General features: G+C 70.6%; 21 protein-coding genes and 1 riboswitch. Of the genes, 16 read left to right on the top strand and 5 right to left on the bottom strand.

Annotation, left to right across the window (positions count from 1 at the left end):
- The first annotated feature begins 10 nt into the window (after positions 1-10).
- From KV102_RS05185 to KV102_RS05165, 5 genes are all read left to right on the top strand, one after another.
- Complete coding sequence (locus tag KV102_RS05185) at positions 11-364, top strand: metalloregulator ArsR/SmtB family transcription factor (protein ID WP_220342332.1); 354 nt, start codon at positions 11-13, stop codon at positions 362-364.
- A 39-nt stretch (positions 365-403) separates the two neighbouring features.
- Positions 404-524: riboswitch (TPP riboswitch) on the top strand.
- Positions 514-1,155 (top strand): ECF transporter S component, encoded by a 642-nt coding sequence (locus tag KV102_RS05180; RefSeq protein WP_308290231.1) that lies wholly within the window; start codon positions 514-516, stop codon positions 1,153-1,155. It overlaps the preceding riboswitch by 11 nt.
- On the top strand, positions 1,152-2,618 hold the full coding sequence (locus KV102_RS19385; protein WP_220345500.1) for an ABC transporter ATP-binding protein: 1,467 nt from the start codon (positions 1,152-1,154) through the stop codon (positions 2,616-2,618). Before KV102_RS05180 ends, KV102_RS19385 begins: the two co-directional genes overlap by 4 nt.
- On the top strand, positions 2,615-3,304 hold the full coding sequence (locus tag KV102_RS05170; RefSeq protein ID WP_220345499.1) for an energy-coupling factor transporter transmembrane protein EcfT: 690 nt from the start codon (positions 2,615-2,617) through the stop codon (positions 3,302-3,304). The genes KV102_RS19385 and KV102_RS05170 overlap by 4 nt, the downstream gene beginning before the upstream one ends.
- A 55-nt stretch (positions 3,305-3,359) precedes the next feature.
- Positions 3,360-3,812, top strand: coding sequence for a MaoC family dehydratase (locus KV102_RS05165; RefSeq protein ID WP_220345498.1), 453 nt, complete (start codon positions 3,360-3,362; stop codon positions 3,810-3,812).
- Positions 3,813-3,855: 43 nt separating this feature from the next.
- Here KV102_RS05165 and KV102_RS05160 read toward each other — a convergent pair whose 3' ends face one another.
- From KV102_RS05160 to KV102_RS05145, 4 genes are all read right to left on the bottom strand, one after another.
- The gene (locus KV102_RS05160) at positions 3,856-4,236 is read right to left on the bottom strand and encodes a CrcB family protein (protein ID WP_220345497.1); all 381 of its coding nucleotides are present in this window, start codon (positions 4,234-4,236) and stop codon (positions 3,856-3,858) included.
- On the bottom strand, positions 4,233-4,694 hold the full coding sequence (locus KV102_RS05155) for a CrcB family protein (protein WP_220345496.1): 462 nt from the start codon (positions 4,692-4,694) through the stop codon (positions 4,233-4,235). Before KV102_RS05155 ends, KV102_RS05160 begins: the two co-directional genes overlap by 4 nt.
- Positions 4,695-4,796: 102 nt before the next feature.
- Complete coding sequence (crcB, locus tag KV102_RS05150; RefSeq protein WP_220345495.1) at positions 4,797-5,177, bottom strand: fluoride efflux transporter CrcB; 381 nt, start codon at positions 5,175-5,177, stop codon at positions 4,797-4,799.
- Positions 5,174-5,620: a CrcB family protein gene (locus KV102_RS05145; RefSeq protein ID WP_220345494.1), complete on the bottom strand. Its 447-nt coding sequence runs from the start codon at positions 5,618-5,620 to the stop codon at positions 5,174-5,176. The genes crcB and KV102_RS05145 overlap by 4 nt, the downstream gene beginning before the upstream one ends.
- Positions 5,621-5,824: 204 nt before the next feature.
- Here KV102_RS05145 and KV102_RS05140 point away from each other — a divergent pair, with 204 nt between their 5' ends.
- The 10 genes from KV102_RS05140 to KV102_RS05095 all read left to right on the top strand — a co-directional run bounded on the left by KV102_RS05140 (position 5,825) and on the right by KV102_RS05095 (position 19,287).
- A complete protein-coding gene (locus tag KV102_RS05140) occupies positions 5,825-6,580 on the top strand; it encodes a hypothetical protein (RefSeq protein ID WP_220345493.1) in 756 nt (251 codons plus the stop codon).
- Positions 6,577-8,670: a YhgE/Pip domain-containing protein gene (locus tag KV102_RS05135; RefSeq protein ID WP_220345492.1), complete on the top strand. Its 2,094-nt coding sequence runs from the start codon at positions 6,577-6,579 to the stop codon at positions 8,668-8,670. The genes KV102_RS05140 and KV102_RS05135 overlap by 4 nt, the downstream gene beginning before the upstream one ends.
- Before the next feature lie 170 nt (positions 8,671-8,840).
- Positions 8,841-10,694: a molecular chaperone DnaK gene (gene dnaK, locus KV102_RS05130; protein WP_220345491.1), complete on the top strand. Its 1,854-nt coding sequence runs from the start codon at positions 8,841-8,843 to the stop codon at positions 10,692-10,694.
- Positions 10,691-11,284, top strand: coding sequence for a nucleotide exchange factor GrpE (gene grpE, locus KV102_RS05125; protein WP_220345490.1), 594 nt, complete (start codon positions 10,691-10,693; stop codon positions 11,282-11,284). The genes dnaK and grpE overlap by 4 nt, the downstream gene beginning before the upstream one ends.
- Before the next feature lie 31 nt (positions 11,285-11,315).
- Positions 11,316-12,458 (top strand): molecular chaperone DnaJ, encoded by a 1,143-nt coding sequence (gene dnaJ / locus KV102_RS05120; RefSeq protein ID WP_220345489.1) that lies wholly within the window; start codon positions 11,316-11,318, stop codon positions 12,456-12,458.
- Positions 12,458-12,856 carry a heat shock protein transcriptional repressor HspR gene (locus tag KV102_RS05115; RefSeq protein WP_220342319.1) on the top strand — a complete coding sequence of 133 codons (399 nt, stop codon included), beginning with the start codon at positions 12,458-12,460 and terminating at the stop codon, positions 12,854-12,856. The genes dnaJ and KV102_RS05115 overlap by 1 nt, the downstream gene beginning before the upstream one ends.
- A gap of 81 nt (positions 12,857-12,937) precedes the next feature.
- A complete protein-coding gene (locus KV102_RS05110; protein WP_220342318.1) occupies positions 12,938-13,360 on the top strand; it encodes a hypothetical protein in 423 nt (140 codons plus the stop codon).
- A 3-nt stretch (positions 13,361-13,363) separates the two neighbouring features.
- Positions 13,364-15,295, top strand: a complete 1,932-nt coding sequence (locus KV102_RS05105) for an acyltransferase family protein (protein WP_220345488.1) — start codon at positions 13,364-13,366, stop codon at positions 15,293-15,295.
- A 180-nt stretch (positions 15,296-15,475) separates the two neighbouring features.
- Positions 15,476-18,064, top strand: a complete 2,589-nt coding sequence (gene clpB, locus KV102_RS05100; protein WP_220345487.1) for an ATP-dependent chaperone ClpB — start codon at positions 15,476-15,478, stop codon at positions 18,062-18,064.
- A gap of 89 nt (positions 18,065-18,153) precedes the next feature.
- Positions 18,154-19,287: a hypothetical protein gene (locus tag KV102_RS05095; RefSeq protein WP_220345486.1), complete on the top strand. Its 1,134-nt coding sequence runs from the start codon at positions 18,154-18,156 to the stop codon at positions 19,285-19,287.
- Between the two features lie 6 nt (positions 19,288-19,293).
- Here the strand turns inward: KV102_RS05095 and KV102_RS05090 are convergent, their stop codons facing one another.
- Positions 19,294-19,995, bottom strand: coding sequence for a DUF305 domain-containing protein (locus tag KV102_RS05090; RefSeq protein ID WP_220342314.1), 702 nt, complete (start codon positions 19,993-19,995; stop codon positions 19,294-19,296).
- 108 nt (positions 19,996-20,103) lie between these two features.
- On the opposite strand from KV102_RS05090, the gene KV102_RS05085 reads away from it, so the two are divergent.
- Positions 20,104-21,627, top strand: a complete 1,524-nt coding sequence (locus tag KV102_RS05085) for an LVIVD repeat-containing protein (RefSeq protein ID WP_220345485.1) — start codon at positions 20,104-20,106, stop codon at positions 21,625-21,627.
- Positions 21,628-21,669: the final 42 nt, after the last annotated feature.

The raw sequence follows: 21,669 nt of genomic DNA, 5'->3' as shown, positions 1-21,669 counted from the left end.
CGATGGGGTGATGGACATGACGCTTCCCGTCCTCGAGACCTCCGCCGGAGCATGCTGCTCGCCGCTGACCGGGGGCGTCCTCGACGACGACCAGGCCGCGGTGCTCGCCCGGATGTTCAAAGCCTTGGGTGATCCGACCAGGGTGCGGCTGATGTCGCTGATCGCCGCGTCCGAAGGAGGCGAGGCCTGCATCTGCGACCTCACCGAGCCGGTCGGGCTGAGTCAGCCGACCGTCTCGCACCACATGAAACAGCTCGTCTCCGCCGGCCTCGTCACCCGCGAGCAGCGAGGCCGATGGGCCTACTACCGCGTCGTCGACTCCGCACTGACCGATCTGGCGTCCTCGCTGCGGACCGCGCCCTAGCGGGCGCTCGTCACGATGCCGCGGGTGCGGCTAGAGTCGACCTCACGACAGGGGAGCGCAGGTGCCCGACGGGCACGGTGCGCTGAGAGTGCGGAAAGCCCGCAGACCCTCCGAACCTGCACCGGTTAGCACCGGCGAAGGGAGTCACCGTGGCTGATGCCATTCGTCCTCGCACGTCCTCGACCCGCTACCGCACGATCGACCTCGTCACGGTGGCGATGCTCGGCGTGGCGATCGGCGTGGTGTTCTGGGGATGGAACCAGCTGTTCGCCGTCGTCAGCGGCACGGCGCTGTTCGCCTACCCCCCGAGCTCCGGCCTGATCTCCGGCGTCTGGCTGATCGGCGGTGTCATCGGCGGGCTCGTCGTCCGCAGACCCGGCGCCGCGGTCGGCACCGAGGTGGTCGCAGCCGTCGTCTCCGGCCTGCTGGGCAACCAGTGGGGCATGTCCGTCCTCGTCTCGGGCCTGATCCAGGGCCTGGGGGTCGAGCTGGTGTTCGCCCTCTTCCTGTACCGCCGGTGGGGTGTCGTCGTCGCCGCTGCAGCAGGCGCGCTCGCCGGGGCGTTCGAGGCGGTGTACGAGTGGTACGCGTACTACGCCGACTGGGCCTTCGGCTACCAGCTCGTCTATCTCGTGTTCCTCGCGGTGTCGGGGGCGCTCGTCGCGGGCGTCGGAGGGTGGCTGCTCGTCCGGGCCCTGGCGAAGACGGGAGCTCTCGACGCCTTCGGGGCCGGTCGCGAGCACCACGACCGAGCCGCGGCGTCGTCCACGAGCCCTTCCCCGCGAGCGTGACCGGATCGGTCGCGTTCCGCGGCTTCGGTTGGCGTCCGCTGGGCCGGCGCACGCCGGTCATCGCCGGCCTCGACCTGCGCGTCGGCCCGGGTGAGCGGGTGCTGCTGGCGGGGCCGTCGGGCGCCGGGAAGTCGACGGTGCTCCGGGCGGCCGCAGGGGTGCTCGAGACCACCGGCGACGGCGACGCCTTCGGCGAGGTCACCACCATCGGCCGCGTCGGCATGCTGCTGCAGAACCCCGGCGACGCGGTGGTCGCAGAGCGGCTCGGCCGCGACGTGGCCTTCGGGCTCGAGAACGCCCGCGTCGCCCCGGCTGCGATCTGGCCGCGGGTGCGCGAGGCGCTGCGCGCCGTACGCCTGCCGTACGGCATGCAGCACCCGACGTCCGCGCTGTCCGGAGGAGAGCTTCAGCGCTCCGCGCTGGCAGGGGTGCTGGCGTCGCAGGCGGACCTCCTGCTCCTCGACGAGCCGACGTCGATGCTCGACGACGTCAACGCCGACGCCGTACGCCGCTGCGTCGCGGAGGTCGTCGCCGAGACAGGAGCGACCCTCGTCGTGGTCGAGCACCGCATCGCCCCGTGGCTCCCTCACGTCGACCGTGTGGTCGTCCTGGGCCACGACGGATCCGTGGTCGCCGACACCGACCCGGTGAGCTTCGTCGCCACACTGCGCGACGACCTTGCCGGCGCCGGGGTGTGGATGCCGGGGGTCGCCGCGCCGGAGCCGGTCGAGCCGCCGGTCGTGCTGGTCGAGACCGACCGCGCGGTGCCGCGCCTCGATGCGCTCGCGCTGGGCGTCGACCTGCGTCGCACCGACATCCGGGGCGCCACTGTCACCGCGGCGCTGCGCGACGTCGACGCCGCCCTGGAGTCGCGCGCCGTCACCGTTCTCAGCGGGCCGAGCGGGGCGGGCAAGTCCACGTTGCTCGAGGTCGTCGGGGGTCTGCGACGTCCGGGTGCCGGCGAGGTGCGAGGGCTGGGTCGACCGCCGCACCGGATCGGTTCGCGCGATCTCGCCGCGCTGATCGGGTGGGTCCCGCAGAACCCGGAGCACGGCTTTCTCACGACCCGCGTCCGCGACGAGATCGCGGCGACCTCCCGGCGGATCGGCGTCCCGGTCGACGTCGACGCCGTTCTCGCCCATCTCCGGCTGGACCACCTCGCCGACGCGAACCCGTACCGGCTCTCCGGCGGGGAGCAGCGACGGCTGGCCCTCGGTGCTGCCCTGGCTCACCGTCCGCCCGTCCTCCTGCTGGACGAGCCCACCGTCGGTCAGGACCGGGGTACGTGGGCTGCCGTCACGGGGTGGATGCGTGCCGCTGCGGGTGCCGACGCGGTGATCGGCGCGGCCAGCCACGACGCCGATCTCGCAGCGCGGGCCGACCGTGTCGTGCCGCTCGAGGGCGGTCGTAACGTCGCGCCCGGGCCTGCGCCCGCGCCCGCACCGGTGGACGACGCTCGATGAGACGCTTCGTCCGAGAGGCCAACCCGTTGGTGCTGCTCGCGATCGGCACGCTGGCGATCGTCGCCTCGCTGGCGGTGCGCGACCTGCAGACCGCGTGCCTCGCTCTCGGCGCGTACGCGGTCGCCGGTGTCGTCCTGCTCCCGTCGCCGAGGTTCGCGCTCGCCCGCTTCGGGGCGATCGCCGTCGCCTCGGTGTCGCTCGTGTGGTCGACGTGGTGGCTTGGTGGGCGTGATCTCGAGGTCGCCCTGACCGCGGGCCTGCGCATCGTCGTGCTCGCGCTGCCCGGGGCGGTGCTCGCGGCGTACGTCGACCCGTCGAAGCTGGCCGACCAGCTCGGCCAGCGGTTGCGGCTGCCGGCGCGGCCGGTGGTGGCGTTCGCCGCGGCGATGCAACGCTTCGGTGCGCTGCGCGAGACGTGGGGCCAGCTCGACCGGACGCGACGAGCGCGTGGGTTCGGGCCGACGCGCAGCCCGTTATCACGGGTGAGGCACGCGGTCTCGCTCGCGTTCGCGCTCCTCGTGTCCGCGCTGCGCGACGCGACCCGGATGTCGGTGGCGATGGACGCACGCGGCTTCGCCTCGGCGCAGCGGCGCACCTGGGCGGAGCCGGCGCCGTGGTCCCGCGCCGACAGCGCGCTGCTGGCTCTCGGCGTCGCGCTCGCCGCCGTACCCTGGCTCGTCCGCTGAGCTCCTCCCCTCTAGGATCGGGGCAGTAAGCGAGCGCTTAGTGCGGAGGAATCGGATGCGCGTCTTCAAGAACCTGGCCGAGCTCACCTCGTGTGTGGGGGAGGAGCTCGGCGTCAGCGAGTGGCACGAGATCACCCAGGAGCAGGTCAACCTGTTCGCGGAGGCGACCGGTGACCACCAGTGGATCCACGTCGACCCCGAGAAGGCAGCCGCGGGGCCCTTCGGTCGTACGATCGCGCACGGCTACCTCACGGTCTCGCTGATCCCGATGCTGGCCGCGGAGACCTACAAGGTCGAGAGCGTGAAGATGGGCGTCAACTACGGGTCGGACAAGGTCCGCTTCCCCGCGCCGCTGCCCGTCGGGTCCAAGGTGCGCGGTCGCGCGAGGCTCGTCGAGGTCGTGCCGGTCGCCCTGGGCCAGCGCGTGAGCGTCGAGTTCACGATCGAGGCCGAGGGCATCGACAAGCCCGTGTGCGTCGCGCGCACGTTGGCGATCTTCGCGGAGTAGCCGCCTCACGCCACAGGACCGTGTCCGGCGACCGCCGTAGGAGTCAGAGGCTTCTGCTCCATGCGCACCCGAGCAGCGCGAGCGCAACCGCCGCGACGAGCACGCCCAGCCCGTACGTGGCGGCGAGGACGTAACGCTTCTCCCGGACCAGCGTGACGGTCTCGAGGCTGGCCGCGCTGAATGTCGTGTAGCCGCCCAGGAAGCCTGCCCCGACCGTCACCGCGATGTCGGACGGGGCCCGGTCGCCGGACGCCAGGCCGAGGAGGCAGCCCAGCAGGAGAGACCCGGTCAGGTTGACGATCATGGTTGCCCAGGGGAAGCCCGAGCGCGACGTCCTGGCTGCGACCGTCCACGTGACCACGTAGCGCACGCCGGCCCCTGCGCCGCCGGCCACGACGAGCATCAGGAACTGGAGGAACGTCACGAATCCGCCCCTCCAGCCTCGTGCCTGTCCGCAGCCCTCCGGTCATGGAGCCCGGACGCGAGCACGATGCCCAGCAGCGTCGCGCCGGCGCCGACCACGACGGTGCCTAACGCGTACGCGAGACCGATGCCGATCCTGGAGTCGTCGAACAGCGCCGCTGTGCCCGTCGCGAGCGCGCTGTAGGTCGTGAGCCCACCGCAGAACCCCGTACCGACGAGCAGCATCGAGCGCCTCGTCCGCTCCGGCGCAGGAGCGGTGCGGGTCAGGGCTTCGAACAGGTAGCCGAGGATGAACGCGCCGATCACGTTCGCCAGCGGGACCACGAACAGCCCCCCGTCCGTGTGCCGACCGGCGAGCACGAGTCCCTCGCGCGCTGCCGCGCCGAGGGTTCCTCCGAAGACGACGAGCCCGATCGATGCTGCGCGAAGGGGCGCGCGTCCCCGTCTCGTCGTGCTCACCGTGATGGGTTCCGATCTCGTCCGGGGTGGCCGGTGCGGCGACTGTCCCTCCGATTGTCCGTCACACGCGCACCCTCGAGATCTTCGCGGAGCTGGCCGCGGCTACAGGGTCTTGCCCCAGACGAATCCGAGGAGCGAGAGCGCGACGCCTCCCCCGAGGATGCCGAAGGCGTAGGCGGCAGCCGCACCATAGCGCATCTCGCGGATCAGCTGAACAGTCTCGAAGCTTGCCATGCTGAACGTCGTGTATCCGCCGACGAACCCCGACCCGACCACGGCGCGTACGTCTGCCGAGGCGAGCCTGCTGACGACGAGGCCGGTGACAAGTCCAAGCACGAAGCAGCCGCTCAGGTTGATGAGTGCGGTAGAGATCGGGAAGGGTGGCTCCGGGTTCCTCGACCTGATCGTCTCGTCGAGGACGAAGCGCACGCACGCGCCGACGCCGCCGGCCACGATCATCAGGAGGAAGAGCGGAAAGGTCATGTCTCGACCTCGGTGTCGCCGGTGCTCCGCGCGCGCAGCCGCGACGCGAGCATGAACCCCGCGAACGTCGCGACGGCACCGAGGATGATCGTCCCGATGGCGTACGACACGCCGATGCCGACCCGTGAGTCGTACAGGAGCACGGCCGTCTCGGTAGCGAGGTAGCTGTACGTCGACAGCCCGCCGCAGAACCCGACCCCGATGAGCTGCATCCACAGCGAGGTGTTTTCGGTGCCAGGCGCCTTGCGGGCGAGCGCCTCGAACAGGTAGCCGAACACGAACGCGCTGAGGATGTTCACGACGGGGACGACGATCGGGATCCCGTCTCTGTTCGGGATGGCGAGCTTGAGGCCCTCGCGAGCCGCGACCCCGACCATCGCACCCACGAAGACGAGCGCGACCGAGCGACCGCGGATCTTCGTCGGTCGGGAGTTCGACGCCATGACAGAAGCCCCCGTCGCATGGTGAGAGTCGCCTCCTGCCGACAGTAGGCCGGACGGTCGATACCCGCGCGCCGGACGTGTCCTGGCAGCTCTGTTCGGCTTGCGGCGGTTCTGGCCGCGGCGAACCATCGAGAAACGACGACACCCAGGTTGGTTGTCTGTCCGGTGTCCAGCCGTGAGCGCTGACGAGGGGTAGGTGCGGACGTGCGTGTCGTACTCGACGACGTCAAGGTGCACGGGCGGCGTGGCCTGCTGCTCGACATCGACCACTTCTCGGTGGACACCGGTGAGTGCGTCCTGATGGCAGGGGAGCCGGGCCAGGGGAACACGGCGATGGCTCTGGTAGCCGCGGGGCGGCTGGCGCCGTTCGAGGGCAAGGCGACGCTCGTCCGCGACGACGGGACGACGACCAACGACAAGGCGGAGCTGCGGAAGCTCGCGGCCGTCGTGGACCTGCCTGCTGTCTCCGAGCCCGACGACGCGGTGCCCGTCGGGACCGTCGCCGCCGAAGGTCTTGCCCTCGCCTGTCGTGGCTCGATGCCCGGCGAACCCACGAAGTGGCTCCGTGCTCACGGCTGGGAGCAGCTCCGGTCGGTCCGGATGGACGCGATCTTAGGAGCCGTGCGTACGGCCCTTCTCAGCGCGCTGGCGGCCGAGCACGAGGATGTCCGGTTCCTCGTGCTCTCGCTCCCGGACCGTCACGGCGGTGAGCCGGTGGACTGGTGGGAGATCGCGCAGTCCTACGCATCCTCCGGGTACGGGGTCCTCGTTCAGTGCGGACGGTCGTCAGCGCGGGACCTCGGCGCCAATCTCCCTGCCGCCCGCGGCGACAGCGCACGTCTGGCGACACCGGTCGAGGCCCTGCGCACCCGCCCGGAACCGGTCGACCCGGAGCGCTCGCCGTCCGACGAGACCGACGATTCCGACTGGCTGTTCGGCGAGAGAGAGAAGGATCAATGATCGCGATCCGGCTGGCCGTCTCGGAGATCCGGCGCATCAGCGCCGGCACGCTGCCCAAGCTGGCGATCCTCGCCATGGTGGTGATCCCTTCGTTGTACGCAGGGCTCTACCTGTTCGCCAACGAGGACCCGTACGGCGAGCTCCACCGCGTACCGGCGGCCCTCGTGGTCCAGGACCGTGGGGCGACGATGACCGACGCGATCAACGGGACGACCGAGAAGGTCGACTACGGGGACCAGGTCGCCGACCGCCTCCTGAGCGGCGACGGTGGATTCGGCTGGGTCGAGACGACGGAGGGAGAGGCGGAGTCCGGTGTGCGGAACGGACGCTACGACGCCGCGCTCATCATCGGTCCACAGTTCTCCGAGGAGCTGACGTCGTCCGCCCGGTTCGAGCCGGAGCGAGCAGGGCTCACCCTCATCACCAACGACGCCAACAACTACCTCGTCACCCGGGTCGCCGAGACGATCGTGGGAGACGTGCGGGACACGATCGCGACACAGGTGGGCACCTTCGCCGCGGGCACCTTCCTCGACGGGCTCTCCGTGGTGCACACCGATCTGACGAAGGGGGTGGACGGTGCGCAGGAGCTCGTCGCCGGCTCCAGCCGGCTCACCAACGGGACCGTCGAGCTCGTCGACGGGACGGCGACGCTCGCGCGTGGTGCGCAGGAGGCTGCGAACGGGTCCGCCCGGCTCGAGTCGGGTGCCGACGAGCTGGCGAGCGGGACGCGTCGCATCGCCAACGGCGCGAGCACGCTCTCGAACGGGCTCGACGAGCTGAAGCGTCGCACCGGGAGCCTGCCGGCGGACACGCGCAAGCTCGCGCACGGCGCGCAGGAGGTCGCCGACGGGAACGCGAAGGTCGCCGCCGTCGGTGACGACGCGGCCGAGGTGGCGGGAACGGTCGTCGACCAGTTCCGCGCCTCGCGCGCCTCGCTCGACGAAGGCCTCGATGCGCTCGTCGAGCAGGGGAGGATGACCGACGCCGAGAGAGACGCCCTGATGGCGTTGTTCGCCGACGCCGAGGTCCCGGTCGACGCGGTGGCAGTGCAGATCGAGAGCGCCGCAGACCGGCTCGACGCGCTCAGCAGGGGGTCCTCCGAGGTCGCCGCCGGCACCGAGAAGCTCGCGGCCGCTGCCCCGGTCCTCACGCAGGGCGTCAGGAGGGCCGCGTCGGGAGGAGCGGAGCTCGCCTCGGGATCGGCACGCGTCGACCGCGGCGCCCAGACGCTGGCGCGTGGTGCCGGCACCCTGGCGGACGGGACGGAGAAGGTGGCGAACGGTGCTGAGCGGCTCGCCACCTCGAGCACCGCGCTGCGCAAGGGCAGCGCGAGGCTCGAGACCGGGACCGGCGAGCTCCGGAACGGGCTGCAGGACGGGCTGCGCAAGGTCCCCGACCTGGACAAGACGACCGCGCGCGATACCGCAGAGACGATCGGTGACCCCGTAGCGGTCAAGGAGGACACCCTCGCGCGTGCGGGGTCGTACGGGGCCGGCCTCGCCCCCTTCTTCCTGCCGCTCGCAGCATGGATCGGGGCGTACGTGCTCTTCCTGCTCGTCCGGCCGTTGTCGTCGCGTGCCCTCGCGGCGAACGGTCCGGCGACCCGGACGGCGCTCGGCGGATGGGCCCCGCCGGCGGTCGTCGGGCTGGTCCAGGTCGCGGTCATGTTCACGATCGTCCGGTTCGCGCTCGACATCGCTCCGGTCTACGAGGTCGCGACGGCCGCTGTGCTCGTGATCGCATCGATGTCCTTCGTCGCGATCCTGCAGGCGCTCAACGCCTGGCTCGGCGAGGTGGGCGAGTTCCTGGGGCTCGTCCTCATGCTCGTCCAGCTCGTCACGGCGGGCGGCACGTTCCCGTGGGAGACGATCCCCGAGCCGCTGCGGTCGCTGCACTGGCTCCTGCCGATGTCCTACGCGGTCAACGGGCTTCGGCAGACCCTCTACGGGGGCGAGGCGTGGATCGTCGTCCGGGACCTCTCGGTGCTGGTCGGCGTGTTCGTCGTGGCGATCATCCTGACCGCGCTGGCCGCGCGACGGCAGAAGGTCTGGACACCGAAGCAGCTGCAGCCCGAGCTCGTCATCTGAGCGCCCACCGCAGGGTCGGTGCCATCTCACCCGTCCGCGCGGTCCGGGATCGGGGCCGCTACGGTGGAATGAAGTCGCGCTCATATAAGTTGATACGATCAGACTCAACTCATTGAACGCAGGCAGTCGGCGGGTCACAAGCCCGCCCCGCGAACCCTCAGGAGGAACACATGGCCCGTGCGGTCGGAATCGATCTCGGCACGACCAACTCTGTCGTCGCCGTGCTGGAAGGTGGAGAACCCACCGTCATCGCGAACGCCGAGGGTGCACGCACGACCCCGTCCGTGGTCGCCTTCGCCAAGAACGGCGAGGTGCTGACCGGTGAGGTCGCCAAGCGCCAGGGCGTCACCAACGTCGACCGGACGATCCGGTCCGTCAAGCGCCACATGGGCACCGACTGGTCGGTCAAGATCGACGACAAGTCCTTCACGCCCCAGCAGATCTCCGCGTTCGTGCTGCAGAAGCTCAAGCGCGATGCCGAGGCCTACCTGGGCGAGCCGGTCACCGACGCGGTGATCACCGTCCCGGCGTACTTCAACGACGCCCAGCGTCAGGCCACCAAGGAGGCGGGCGAGATCGCCGGCCTCACGGTGAGCCGGATCATCAACGAGCCGACTGCCGCCGCGCTGGCGTACGGGCTCGACAAGGGTGACGACCAGACCATCCTCGTCTTCGACCTCGGTGGCGGCACGTTCGACGTGTCCCTGCTCGAGATCGGTGACGGCGTCATCGAGGTCAAGGCGACCAGCGGTGACAACCACCTCGGCGGCGACGACTGGGACCAGAAGATCGTCGACTGGATCGTCGACCGGTTCAAGTCCAGCACCGGCCTCGACCTCACCAAGGACAAGATGGCGATGCCGCGTGTCCGTGAGGCCGCCGAGCGCGCCAAGATCGAGCTCTCGAGCTCGCAGTCGACGTCGATCAACCTGCCGTACATCACCGTCGACGCCGAGAAGAACCCCGTGTTCCTCGACGAGACGCTGACCCGTGCGGAGTTCCAGAAGATCACCGCCGACCTGCTCCAGCGCACCCGTGCGCCCTTCGAGCACGTCATCAAGGACGCGAGCATCAAGGTCGCTGACATCGACCACGTCGTCCTCGTCGGCGGCTCCACCCGCATGCCGGCCGTCTCCGACCTGGTGCGCGAGCTGCTCGGCGGCAAGGAGCCCAACAAGGGCGTCAACCCTGACGAGGTCGTCGCTGTGGGCGCGAGCCTGCAGGCCGGTGTCCTCAAGGGCGAGGTCAAGGACGTGCTGCTCCTGGACGTCACTCCGCTCAGCCTCGGGATCGAGACCAAGGGCGGCGTGATGACCAAGCTCATCGAGCGCAACACCACGATCCCGACCCGGCGCTCGGAGGTCTTCACGACAGCCGACGACAACCAGCCGTCGGTCGCGATCCAGGTCTACCAGGGCGAGCGCGAGATCGCGGCGCACAACCAGATGCTCGGCACGTTCGAGCTGACGGGCATCGCGCCGGCCCCGCGTGGCGTGCCGCAGATCGAGGTCACCTTCGACATCGATGCCAACGGCATCGTCAACGTCTCCGCCAAGGACCGTGGCACCGGCAAGGAGCAGTCGATGACCATCACCGGCGGGTCCGCCCTCTCCAAGGAGGACATCGACCGGATGGTGCGCGACGCCGAGAAGTACGCCGAGGAGGACCGCAAGGCCCGCGAGGCCGTCGAGGTCCGCAACCAGGGCGAGACGCTCGTGCACTCGACCACGACGTTCCTCTCCGAGAACGGCGACAAGGTCTCCGACGACGTGAAGTCCGAGGTCCAGGCCGACGTCGACGCGCTCAAGGAGTCGCTCAACGGCGACGACATCGACGCCATCAAGGCCGCCATCGCCAAGCTGGGCGAGTCGAGCCAGAAGATGGGCACGGCGATGTACGAGGCCGCGGCCGCCCAGGCCAACGCGGCCGGCTCGGGCGAGGGTCAGGCCCAGGCTCAGGCCCAGGCCGAGGACGACGACGTCGTCGAGGCCGAGATCGTCGACGACGAGGGTGAGAACAAGTGACGAACGAGTTCGAGGAGACCGTGGAGCCGGAGCAGGAGACCCCTGCTCCGGCCCCCGGGCCCGCGGACGCGCAGCCGGAGGTGGCCGGCGCAAGCCGGGAGGGTGGCGAGGGCGACCTCGCCCGTCAGCTCGCCGAGCGCACGGCCGATCTCCAGCGTCTGCAGGCCGAGTACGTCAACTACAAGCGGCGGGTCGACCGTGACCGTGAGGCGCAGAGACTGAACGCCACCGCGGCGGTCCTCGTCTCCTTCCTCCCGGTCCTCGACGACATCGGGCGTGCCCGTGACCACGGCGAGCTCGAGGGCGGCTTCAAGGCCGTCGCCGACTCGTTGGTCCAGGCCACCAGCGCTCATGGGCTGGAGCCGTTCGGAGCGCCCGGAGACGTGTTCGACCCGATGCTCCACGAGGCGCTCATGCACCGTCTCGACGCCGACGCCCCCGAGGGGGAGCCGACCGTCGACGCGATCATGCAGGTGGGCTACCGGATCGGTGACAAGGTCCTCCGGCCGGCGCGGGTCTCCGTGGTCGAGCACGACGACACCCCGGTGGCCGAGGCCGACGAGGACGCGTCGCAGCCGGCGACCGAGTGATCCGTACGACGAGGTGTGAGGAGGTGGTCTCGTGAACAACGAGTGGTTCGAGAAGGACTTCTACAAGGTCCTGGGAGTCTCGAAGGACGCGAGCGCGTCCGACATCAAGAAGGCGTACCGCAAGCTCGCACGGGACCACCACCCCGACGCCAAGCCCGGTGACAAGGCTGCCGAGGAGAAGTTCAAGGAGATCTCCGAGGCGTACGGCGTGCTCTCCAACGCGGACAAGCGCAAGGAGTACGACGAGCAGCGGGCGATGTTCTCCTCCGGGGTCGGCGGCTTCGGTCGTGCGGGCTCGGGAGGTGGGTTCGGCTATCCCGGCGGTACGACGACGACCGGCGGGTTCGACTTCTCGGACCTGCTGGGCGGGATGTTCGGCGGGGGTGGGACCACCCGCACCCGGTCGGCGCCGGCCCGTCGCGGGGCCGACGTCGAGACCGAGGCGACGCTGTCGTTCGACGACGCGATCGCCGGCGTCACCGTGCCGCTGCGGACGACCAGCGACGAGCCCTGCCCCACGTGTCGTGGCACCGGAGCCAAGGCCGGCACCGTGCCCCGGGTCTGTCCCCGCTGCGAGGGCAGCGGGATGCAGACCAGCGCCTCGGGTGGCCTGTTCGCGATGACCGAGCCGTGCGACGTCTGCCGCGGACGCGGCCTCGTGGTCGAGGATCCGTGCGAGACCTGCCACGGGTCGGGCCGTGCGGCGTCGACGCGCACGATGCAGGTCCGCATCCCCGCGGGCGTCAAGGACGGGCAGCGCATCCGACTCAAGGGCAAGGGCGCGAAGGGCGAGAACGGCGGTCCCTCCGGCGACCTCTACGTCTCCGTCCACGTCAAGCCGCACCGTCTGTTCGGCCGCAAGGGCGACAACCTCACCATCACCGTGCCGGTGGCGTTCGACGAGGCCGTGCTGGGTGCCGAGATCGCCGTCCCGACGCTCGGCGGAGCGCCGGTCCGCATCAAGGTGCCGGCGGGCACCCCGAACGGCCGCACGTTCCGTGCGCGTGGCAAGGGCGCTCCTCGCAAGGACGGCACCAAGGCCGACCTGCTGGTGACGGTGGAGGTTCAGGTGCCGTCGTCCCTGACCGACGATGCTCGGACCGCGGTCGAGTCGTTGCGCAACGCTCGTGAAGGAGACGACCCGCGCGCGCAGCTCTTCTCCGGAGGTGTCTGATGAGCCGTTCCCAGGGTGACTTCGTCCCGCCCGGCCCGGAGGCCAAGGTCTTCGTGATCAGCGTGGCGGCGGAGCTCTCGGGGCTCCACCCGCAGACCCTGCGGGCGTACGACCGGCTCGGGCTGGTGAGGCCCGCCCGGACCGGTGGTGGCGGGCGGCGCTACTCGCTGCGCGACATCGAGCTCCTCCGCTCGGTCGCGCGGCTCACGGCCGAGGGTCTCGGGCTCGAGGGCGTCAAGCGCGTCCTCGAGCTCGAGAACCAGGTGCTCGCCCTGCAGGCTCGGGTCGTCGAGCTCGAGACCGAGCTGGAGGAGCGCGACTCCGACGCTCCGCGCGTACGCAATCTTCCTGTGCGCTTCGACGCCCAGCCGTTCCTCATCCGCCGTACGCGACGCTGAGCGACGTCCGGTGCGGACCGGGTTGGACGGTCCCGGACGTGCCTCCCTGGTGAGGGCCGCCGATCGTGGTGTCATGGCGCTATGCGCCGGTCTCAGCCCTTCCTCGTCGCCGCTGCCCTGGCAGCGGTCGCCTGCCTGCCAGGGTGCTCGGGCGGCGGGGCGCAGCCTGTCGCTGCGGACCCGTCCGCCACGGCGTCCTCGTCGGCTCCGACGCCCGCTTCCAAGACGCGGGCAGCCCCCGAGGACCTCCTGTCGCTGCGGTGCGTGGCGACCGCCGACCCGAAGGTGTGGACAGCGCAGGGCGTCATCGTCAACTCGGCGAGCACGGCCGACTACCGGCTGACCGTGATCGTCGCCTCGCCCGGTTCGACCCGGGCGGCGGCGCGGCGGATCGTCATCCCCAAGGTCTCGACCGGGGTGGACACCCCGTTCACCGTCGACCGGCTCCCGGTGAACCCCGGCTCCGCGCCCTCGTGCCGCGTCCAGCTGGTGAGGTTGGGCTGAGGCGTGGTGCTGCATCTCGGGGGTAGGGAAGCGTCACGTCCGCTCGAGCGAGCGAGCGAGGGCTTACGGCGCCCGGAGGCCGCCGGGCGCCGGACCGGGACGGGCGGCCGCAACCTCCCGCGCCGGCCCACGGCGCGCCGGCCGACGGCGCCCGGCCTCGACGGTCTCCGGGCGCTGGCCGTCGTCCTCGTGGTCGCCTATCACGTCGCGCCCGCGCAGATGCCCGGCGGATACGTCGGGGTCGACGTGTTCTTCGTCCTCAGCGGGTTCCTCATCACGGCCGTGCTGCTCGAGGACGCCGACCGCACCCGCAGGTTCGACCTGCCGTCGTTCTGGGTCCGGCGCGTCCGCCGGCTCGTTCCGGCAGCCACCGTGATGATCGTGGTCGTCGCCGCGCTGACGGTGCTGGTCGGCCGTGACACCGCAGCCGGTCTGAGGTGGCAGGTGCTCGGCGGCCTGACCTGGTCCTCGAACTGGTTCCAGGTCGCCCAGGGGCAGGCGTACGCGGAGCGGGGAGAGCCTCCCGTGCTCAACCACCTGTGGTCGCTCGGGATCGAGGAGCAGTTCTACGTCGTGTGGCCCGTCGTGCTGGCGCTCGGCATCCTCGTCCTCTCGCGGGCCCGGTTCGTCCGTGTGGCGACGATCCTCGCGGTGGCGTCGGCGGTGTGGATGGCCGTCCTCTACACCCCCGACGACCCGACCCGGGCCTACGTCGGGACCGACACCCACGTCTTCGGTCTGCTCGTCGGCGCGGCGCTCGCACTGAGCCGGGCGCCGCACCTGCTGCGGTCCGACCGGGCCTCGGCGACGTTCGAGAGCCGGCTAGGGATCACGGCCTGCGGCGTGTTCGGCCTCGCCATCCTGCTGGCCTACGCGGGGACGGTGTCGTGGTCGAGCGCGGTCCCCTACACCGGTGGCCTGCTCGTCGTCAGCGTGGCGAGCGCCGCGCTGGTGCTGTCCGCGGTCAACCGGACTCCGCTCGCCAGTGCGCTGGCTGTCGCGCCGTTGCGTTGGCTCGGCGCCCGGTCGTACGGGATCTATCTCTGGCACTGGCCGCTGATCGTGCTCGCCACCCGGGTCGCTCCTCCGGAGTGGTCGCCCTTGGCGGGTGGGCTCGCCGCGCTGGTCGCGGTGGGCGTCGCCGCCGTGTCGTACCGGTTCGTCGAGATGCCCATGCGCAGCGACGGCATCGCGTTCACGCTGCGGCGGTGGGCTGCGCCCGCCTACCGCCTTGCGGAGGACCGGCGCCGGCCGCGGCGCCGCTGGGTGCTCGTGACGGCGACGGCTGGCGTCGTCGTCGCGGTCGCTGCCGGCGCGGTCGCCACCGCGCCGGACCGGAGCCCGCTGCAGGCCAGCCTCTCGACGGGAGAGCGGGTTCTCGCCGAGGCGCCGCGGCCCGCGGCGGAGAAGCCCTCACGGACGAAGCCCTCCGCCCCTGCCGCGACGTGCCGGACGGTGGGCAGGTCCGTACGGGTCAGTGCGTTCGGCGACTCGGTCCTCGTCGCCGCCGCGCCGCAGCTGGTGTCGGCGATGCCGAGGCTCGACGCGACGGCGAAGGTCGGCTGGCAGTACGACGACGTCGCTGCTGCCGTACGCCGTGCCGCGTCACGCGGCGTCCTCGGGCCGGTCGTCGTGATCGGGACGGGCACCAACGGGTTCGTCGACCGCCGCGACCTCGAACGCCTGGTCACGCGACGGCTGGCCGGGCGCCAGGTCATCCTGGTGGCTCCGTACGTGCCCGGGCGCCCGTGGCAGCGCAGCGCGCTCTCGGCGGTGCGCCGTGTGGCCGCCGACCATCGGTCCGTGAGGCTCGCGGACTGGCACGGAGCCGTCGCGGGGCGTTATTCGCTCCTCGCCTCGGACCGGGTGCATCCCAACGCGCGAGGCGCCAAGGTCTACACCCGCACCGTGCGTGAGGCCCTCGGCGGCTGCTGAGCTCGCCCCGTCCGCGTTGTGAAGGGTTGCGGTCGCTCTGCGCGCCCAGAACCGACCGCAACCCTTCATCACGCGGACGCGGGCAGGGCATGTTAGAAAGGGACAGAGTTGAGTGGAATCGACTCAACTCTCGACGCGTTGAACCTGGTAACCGTTGAACTGACAGACCAGAGGACCCACATGGACGCTTCCAAACTCACGACCCGCAGCCAGCAGGCGCTCGCCGCGGCGATCCAGGCTGCGGCCGCCGCCGGCAACCCGGCGGTCGACCCGCTGCACCTGCTCGACGCGCTGCTCGACGCCGACGGCGGCACCGCCGTGCCGCTGCTCCAGGCTGCGGGAGCCGATCCTGCCGTCGCGCGGGCCCGCACCGACGAGGCCGTCAAGACGCTGCCGTCGGCTGCAGGCCAGAGCGTGGCCTCCCCCGGATATGCCCGCGCCACCCTCGAGGTGCTGCAGCGGGCCCAGGACCTCGCCAGCGAGCTCGGTGACGAGTACGTCTCGACGGAGCATCTGATGGTCGGCCTCGCGACCGTCCAGTCGAAGGCCCGCGAGATCCTCGACGGTGTCGGGGCGACCGCCGACGCGCTGCGCGGCGCGTTCCAGACCGTACGAGGCTCTGCGCGGGTGACGAGCCAGGACGCCGAGGACACCTACCAGGCGCTGGAGAAGTACGGCGTCGACCTCACCGCTGCGGCGCGTGAGGGCAAGCTCGACCCCGTCATCGGCCGCGACGCCGAGATCCGGCGCACTGTCCAGGTGCTCACGCGGCGCACCAAGAACAACCCGGTCCTCATCGGCGAGCCCGGCGTCGGCAAGACCGCCGTCGTCGAGGGCCTCGCCCAGCGCATCGTCGCCGGCGACGTCCCGAGCTCGCTTCAGGGACGGCGGCTGGTGTCGCTCGACCTGGGCGCGATGGTCGCCGGCGCGAAGTACCGCGGCGAGTTCGAGGAGCGGCTGAAGGCCGTCTTGCAGGAGATCAAGGACTCCGATGGACAGATCATCACCTTCATCGACGAGCTCCACACGGTCGTCGGTGCCGGCGCGACCGGTGACTCCTCCATGGACGCCGGCAACATGCTGAAGCCGATGCTGGCCCGCGGCGAGCTGCGTCTGGTCGGTGCCACCACCCTCGACGAGTACCGCGAGAACATCGAGAAGGACCCCGCGCTGGAGCGCCGCTTCCAGCCCGTGCTGGTCGACGAGCCGAGTGTCGAGGACACGATCGCGATCCTGCGGGGTCTCAAGGAGACCTACGAGGCGCACCACAAGGTCGAGATCTCCGACGCGGCACTCGTCGCGGCGGCCGCGCTGTCCGACCGCTACATCTCCGGGCGGCAGCTGCCCGACAAGGCGATCGACCTCGTCGACGAGGCCAGCAGCCGGCTGCGGATGGAGATCGACTCCAACCCCGTCGAGATCGACACGCTGCGGCGTTCGGTCGACCGGATGAAGATGGAGGAGCTGCACCTCGCGAAGGAGACCGACGAGGGAAGCCGCGAGCGGCTCGAGAAGCTTCGTGCCGACCTCGCCGACTCCGAGGAGCAGCTGCGGGCGCTCGAGGCCCGGTGGGAGCGTGAGCGCTCGGGTCTCAACGAGGTCGGTGAGATCAAGAAGCAGATCGACGAGAAGCGGCGCGAGGCCGAGCGCGCGCAGAACGCCGGCGACCTCGAGACCGCCGCGCGGCTGAACTACGGCGAGATCCCCGGCCTGGAGAGGCAGCTCGAGGAGGCCGTGGCCGACGAGGAGGCCGAGCCCGAGGACAAGATGGTCAACGACGAGGTCGGCCCCGACGAGATCGCCGAGGTCATCGCGTCGTGGACCGGGATCCCGACGGGCCGCCTGCTCGAGGGGGAGACCGGCAAGCTGCTCCGTATGGAGGAGGAGCTCGGTCACCGGCTGATCGGCCAGTCCGATGCGGTCAAGGCTGTCTCCGACGCCGTGCGCCGTTCACGCGCTGGCATCGCCGATCCGAACCGGCCCACCGGCTCGTTCCTGTTCCTCGGCCCGACCGGCGTCGGCAAGACGGAGCTTGCCAAGGCGCTGGCGGAGTTCTTGTTCGACGACGAGCGGGCGATGGTCCGCATCGACATGAGCGAGTACTCCGAGAAGCACTCGGTCTCGCGTCTGGTCGGTGCGCCCCCGGGCTACGTCGGCTACGACGAGGGCGGTCAGCTGACCGAGGCTGTGCGTCGGCGCCCGTACTCGGTCGTGCTGCTGGACGAGGTCGAGAAGGCTCACCCGGAGGTCTTCGACATCCTGCTCCAGGTGCTCGACGACGGGCGTCTGACCGACGGGCAGGGTCGTACGGTCGACTTCCGCAACGTGATCCTGATCCTCACGTCGAACCTCGGCTCGGTCTACCTGGCAGACCCGGCGCTCGACGAGGCCGCCAAGCGGGACAAGGTCATGGAGATCGTACGAGCGTCGTTCCGTCCGGAGTTCCTCAACCGCCTCGACGAGGTCGTCATGTTCGACGCGCTGTCGGTCGAGGACCTCACGCGGATCGTCGACCTGCAGGTCGAGGCCCTCGCGAAGCGGCTGGAGACCCGGCGGATCCGGCTCACGGTGACCGACGCGGCCAAGGAGTGGCTGGCACTCACCGGGTTCGACCCGACCTACGGCGCTCGTCCGCTTCGTCGCCTGATCCAGCAGGCGATCGGGGACACGCTCGCACGGGAGCTGCTCGCGGGCGAGGTCCGCGACGGGGACGAGGTCGTGGTCGACCTCGACCCGTCGCGCGAGGGCCTGCGCGTCGCGGCGGCCTGACACGCCGAGTGAGCCCGCCGTCACCGCCTCAGGTGACGGCGGGCTCACCGCCTGCTGGTGCGCTGACGGCCGCGTGATGGGATAGCCCCATGGCCAACGCGACGACAGCACGTCCCCAGAAGGTGACGATGGCCTGCCTGGCGGCGGGTGTCGCCTCCGCGATCGTGCTGGTCAGCATCGTGTCGACGTTGTCGAACTGGGGCTCGATCGAGGTCCGCGAGCAGATCGAGGACGCGCTCGCGGCAGGACCGGCCGACGGTGCGATCTCGGTCGACCAGGCGCTCGGATGGCTGCGCGGCGTGCTCATGGGCGCCGGAGCGCTGTCCGCGGCGGCGATCGTCTTGGCGATCTGGACGGCCAAGCGTCACCGCGGTGCGCGGATCGGTCTGACCGTCCTCGCCGTGCTCTCGAGCCTCGCCTTCCTCGTCGCCGGGGCAGCGGGCATCGTCCCGGCGCTCCTCGGGGTGATGGTGGTCGTGTTCCTGTGGGGCAGAGAGAGTCGTGCCTGGTTCGCCGGAGAGGCTCCCGCCGAGACCACGTCGCAGCAACGTCGGCCTGTGGACCCTCCGGGCCCTCCGACGCCTGTGCTGCCCACGTCGCAGACCCAGGCGCCGCCGCCCTCCGTGCGCGCGCCCGACCCGGCGGCGTCGGGCGGTCAGCCGGCACCTGCTGCGCGTCCGTACGCGTCTGGACCCGAGGCGGTCTCGCAGCCGTTCTCGCCGCAGTCGGCGCAGTACGGACCGGGCGCCAACCCTGCGCCGTACGGTCGGATGCCGGTCCCGGGCCGGCCGCGCCCGCTGGTGACGGCCGTGGTCGTCGCCGCGGCGCTGTCTGGTCTGGCTGCCGCGGTGTTCGGCCTCAACGTCCTGCTCTATCTCGCGTCGCCGGGGCAGTACGCCGACCTCATCGCCGAGCAGCCCATGATCGCCGACTCCGACATCCTCGGCCAGCTCGGCATGACGGCCGCCGAGCTGGCCCGGACGATGTTCTGGCTCTCCCTCGCTCTGGCGCTCCTCGCGGTCGCCGGGGCGGTGTCCGCACTGGCGATGCTGTCGCGCCGCCCCGCGACGCGGATCGTCTTCACCGTGGTCGCCGCCCTCGGCATGGTCGCGTCCGTGCTGACCGCGCCGTTGGGGCTCGTGTGGCTGCTGGCCGAGGTCGCCTGCGTCGTCCTGGTCTGGCGCCGCGAGGTGTCGGACTGGTTTCGGGCGGCCCGTCGCTAGCCGGCGTCAGGCGACCTGGTCGAGCAGCACCTGCATCCGTGCGATCTCCGCGCCCTGCCCTGACGCGACATCGGCGGCGATCTCGCTGACGACCAGGTCGGATCCCTCGGCCTGGGCCGTCTCGGCCATGGCCACCGCGCCCGAGTGGTGCTCGATCATGCCGCGCAGGAAGAGCTGGTCGAACGCGTTGCCGTCGGCGCCTGCCAAGGCCTTCATCTCGTCGTCGGTCAGCATCCCGTAGGCCATGTCGGGAGCCTGGGTCGTCGGTCCGTGGTCACCGTGGCCTCCGTGGCCCTCGGCACCCTCGGGCACCGGAAGTCCTCGAGCCTCCAGCCACGCCACCATCGCGTGGATCTCCGGGCCCTGGGACGCCGAGATGCGGTCGGAGAGGCTGCGCACGCTCGCGTGCTCCGCCCGGGTCTTCGCCAGCTCGGTCATCTCCAGCGCCTGGAGGTGGTGGGTGATCATCATCGTGATGAAGTCGACGTCCGCCTCGTTCTGCTTCGCGGCCTTCGGGTAGTCCTCGGGGGCGACGGAGGCGTTGGGCTCGCCAGGGCGACCCGGCTGCAGCACGGTGCCCTGGGCCGGCGGTGGGCTCGTCTCCTCGCCTCCCGCCTCGCCGTCCTCCGAGCAGGCGGTGAGCGCTCCAGCGGTCAGGACGAGACCGACGAGCGTGAGAGCGACCGGGCGGCGTGAGCGTGAGGTCAACGGACGAACGTCCCTTCGGAAGTGGTGATGTCTGAAGCGTTGCGGAATTCTGCTAATGGCGCAATGCTGCTGGGAACCTCACGAGAAGGGGTTCTCACCATGAACCCATTGAAACGATCACGTCTCACCCGCGCAATTACCGTCTCCGCGGGCGCAAGCGCGCTCGTCCTCGCCTCCCTCGCTGGTGCCGGCCCTTCGGCCGGCGTCCCCGACGACGGCAGCTCGCCGGCTCCCGTGGCCGCCCAGCGGCTGGCCGCCGTCGACGACAGCTCCACCGAGCTCGGCGTCGGCGAGACCGCCTCCAGCCCCAACATGAGGCTGCTCGCGAACATCCCCAAGAACGGGGCCTTCGCGCCGGAGGAAGCCTTCCAGACCGACCTGGCGTTCCAGGGCAACTACGCCTTCGCCGGCAACTACAACGGCTTCACGGTCTATGACATCAAGAAGGGCAGCAGGCCCAAGCAGGTCACCCAGGTGCTCTGCCCCGGCTCCCAGAACGACATCTCGGTGAGCGGCAACCTGCTGATCCTCAGCACCGACTCCAGCCGCAGCAACGACTCGTGCGACAACACGACCCAGCCCGCGACGGTGAAGGAGTCGTGGGAGGGCCTGAAGATCTTCGACATCAGCCGGCCCACGGCCCCGAAGTACGTCGCTTCGGTCGAGACCAAGTGTGGTTCGCACACGCACACGCTGGCGCCGTCGAAGAACAAGAAGGACCTCTTCGTCTACGTCTCGTCCTACTCGCCCAACGTGGCGTTCCCCGACTGCCAGCCGCCCCACGACCTGGTCTCGGTCGTCAAGATCCCGGTGAAGAACCCGGCCGCCGCGGCGGTCGTGTCCGAGCCGGTCGTCTTCCCTGACGGCGGCAACCCGCCGGGCAACTACTCGTCGACCACGTCGGGCTGCCACGACATCACGGCATACCCGTCGAAGGACATCGCCGCAGGCGCCTGCATGGGTGACGGCGTCCTCTTCGACATCAAGGACCGTGCGAACCCGAAGGTGATCGAGCAGGTCCGCGACACCACCAACTTCGCGTTCTGGCACTCGGCGACGTTCAACAACGAGGGCAGCAAGGTCGTCTTCACCGACGAGCTCGGCGGCGGTGGCGGCCCGACCTGCAACCCGACCGTCGGCCAGACCAAGGGCGCGGACGCGATCTACGACATCGAGCGCGGCAACCAGCTGGTGTTCAAGAGCTACTTCAAGATCCCGCGGACCCAGGCCAACACCGAGAACTGCGTGGCGCACAACGGGTCCCTGATCCCGATCAAGGGCAAGGACATCATGGTCCAGGCCTGGTACCAGGGCGGCATCTCGGTGTGGGACTTCACCGACTCGGCCAACCCGAAGGAGCTGGCGTGGTTCGACCGCGGCCCGCTCTCCGCTGATCGTCTGATCCTCGGTGGATCGTGGTCGGCGTACTACTACAACGGCTACATCTACTCCAGCGACATCCAGAAGGGCTTCGACGTCTTCCAGGTGAAGGATCGTCGCCTGGCGGGTGCCAAGGGCTACAAGTACGACGAGTTCAACCCGCAGTCGCAGCCTTCGTACTCGCGAGGCCACGGCAACGGGCACGGCCACGGCCACGGCCACGGCCACGGCCACGGCCACGGCAAGCACTGACCGCTCTGGTCTGAACGCCGAAGCCCCCTCCCGCTGGTGCGG

Origin of the sequence: Mumia sp. zg.B53, assembly GCF_019550935.1 — a bacterium.
GTDB lineage: Bacteria > Actinomycetota > Actinomycetes > Propionibacteriales > Nocardioidaceae > Mumia.
Note: the sequence above shows the minus strand (reverse complement) of the source record. Positions and strands in the feature narration are given on the sequence as shown.

What these genes read in the sequence shown, in the direction of transcription:
- crcB (WP_220345495.1), bottom strand. Translation starts at nt 5,177, where the DNA reads ATGACCTTTCCGCTCTTCCTCCTGATGATCGTGGCCGGCGGCGTCGGC.
- KV102_RS05145 (WP_220345494.1), bottom strand. Translation starts at nt 5,620, where the DNA reads ATGGCGTCGAACTCCCGACCGACGAAGATCCGCGGTCGCTCGGTCGCG.
- KV102_RS05135 (WP_220345492.1), top strand. Translation starts at nt 6,577, where the DNA reads ATGATCGCGATCCGGCTGGCCGTCTCGGAGATCCGGCGCATCAGCGCC.
- dnaK (WP_220345491.1), top strand. Translation starts at nt 8,841, where the DNA reads ATGGCCCGTGCGGTCGGAATCGATCTCGGCACGACCAACTCTGTCGTC.
- KV102_RS05165 (WP_220345498.1), top strand. Translation starts at nt 3,360, where the DNA reads ATGCGCGTCTTCAAGAACCTGGCCGAGCTCACCTCGTGTGTGGGGGAG.
- KV102_RS05115 (WP_220342319.1), top strand. Translation starts at nt 12,458, where the DNA reads ATGAGCCGTTCCCAGGGTGACTTCGTCCCGCCCGGCCCGGAGGCCAAG.
- KV102_RS05095 (WP_220345486.1), top strand. Translation starts at nt 18,154, where the DNA reads ATGGCCAACGCGACGACAGCACGTCCCCAGAAGGTGACGATGGCCTGC.
- KV102_RS05185 (WP_220342332.1), top strand. Translation starts at nt 11, where the DNA reads ATGGACATGACGCTTCCCGTCCTCGAGACCTCCGCCGGAGCATGCTGC.
- KV102_RS05170 (WP_220345499.1), top strand. Translation starts at nt 2,615, where the DNA reads ATGAGACGCTTCGTCCGAGAGGCCAACCCGTTGGTGCTGCTCGCGATC.
- KV102_RS05110 (WP_220342318.1), top strand. Translation starts at nt 12,938, where the DNA reads ATGCGCCGGTCTCAGCCCTTCCTCGTCGCCGCTGCCCTGGCAGCGGTC.
- clpB (WP_220345487.1), top strand. Translation starts at nt 15,476, where the DNA reads ATGGACGCTTCCAAACTCACGACCCGCAGCCAGCAGGCGCTCGCCGCG.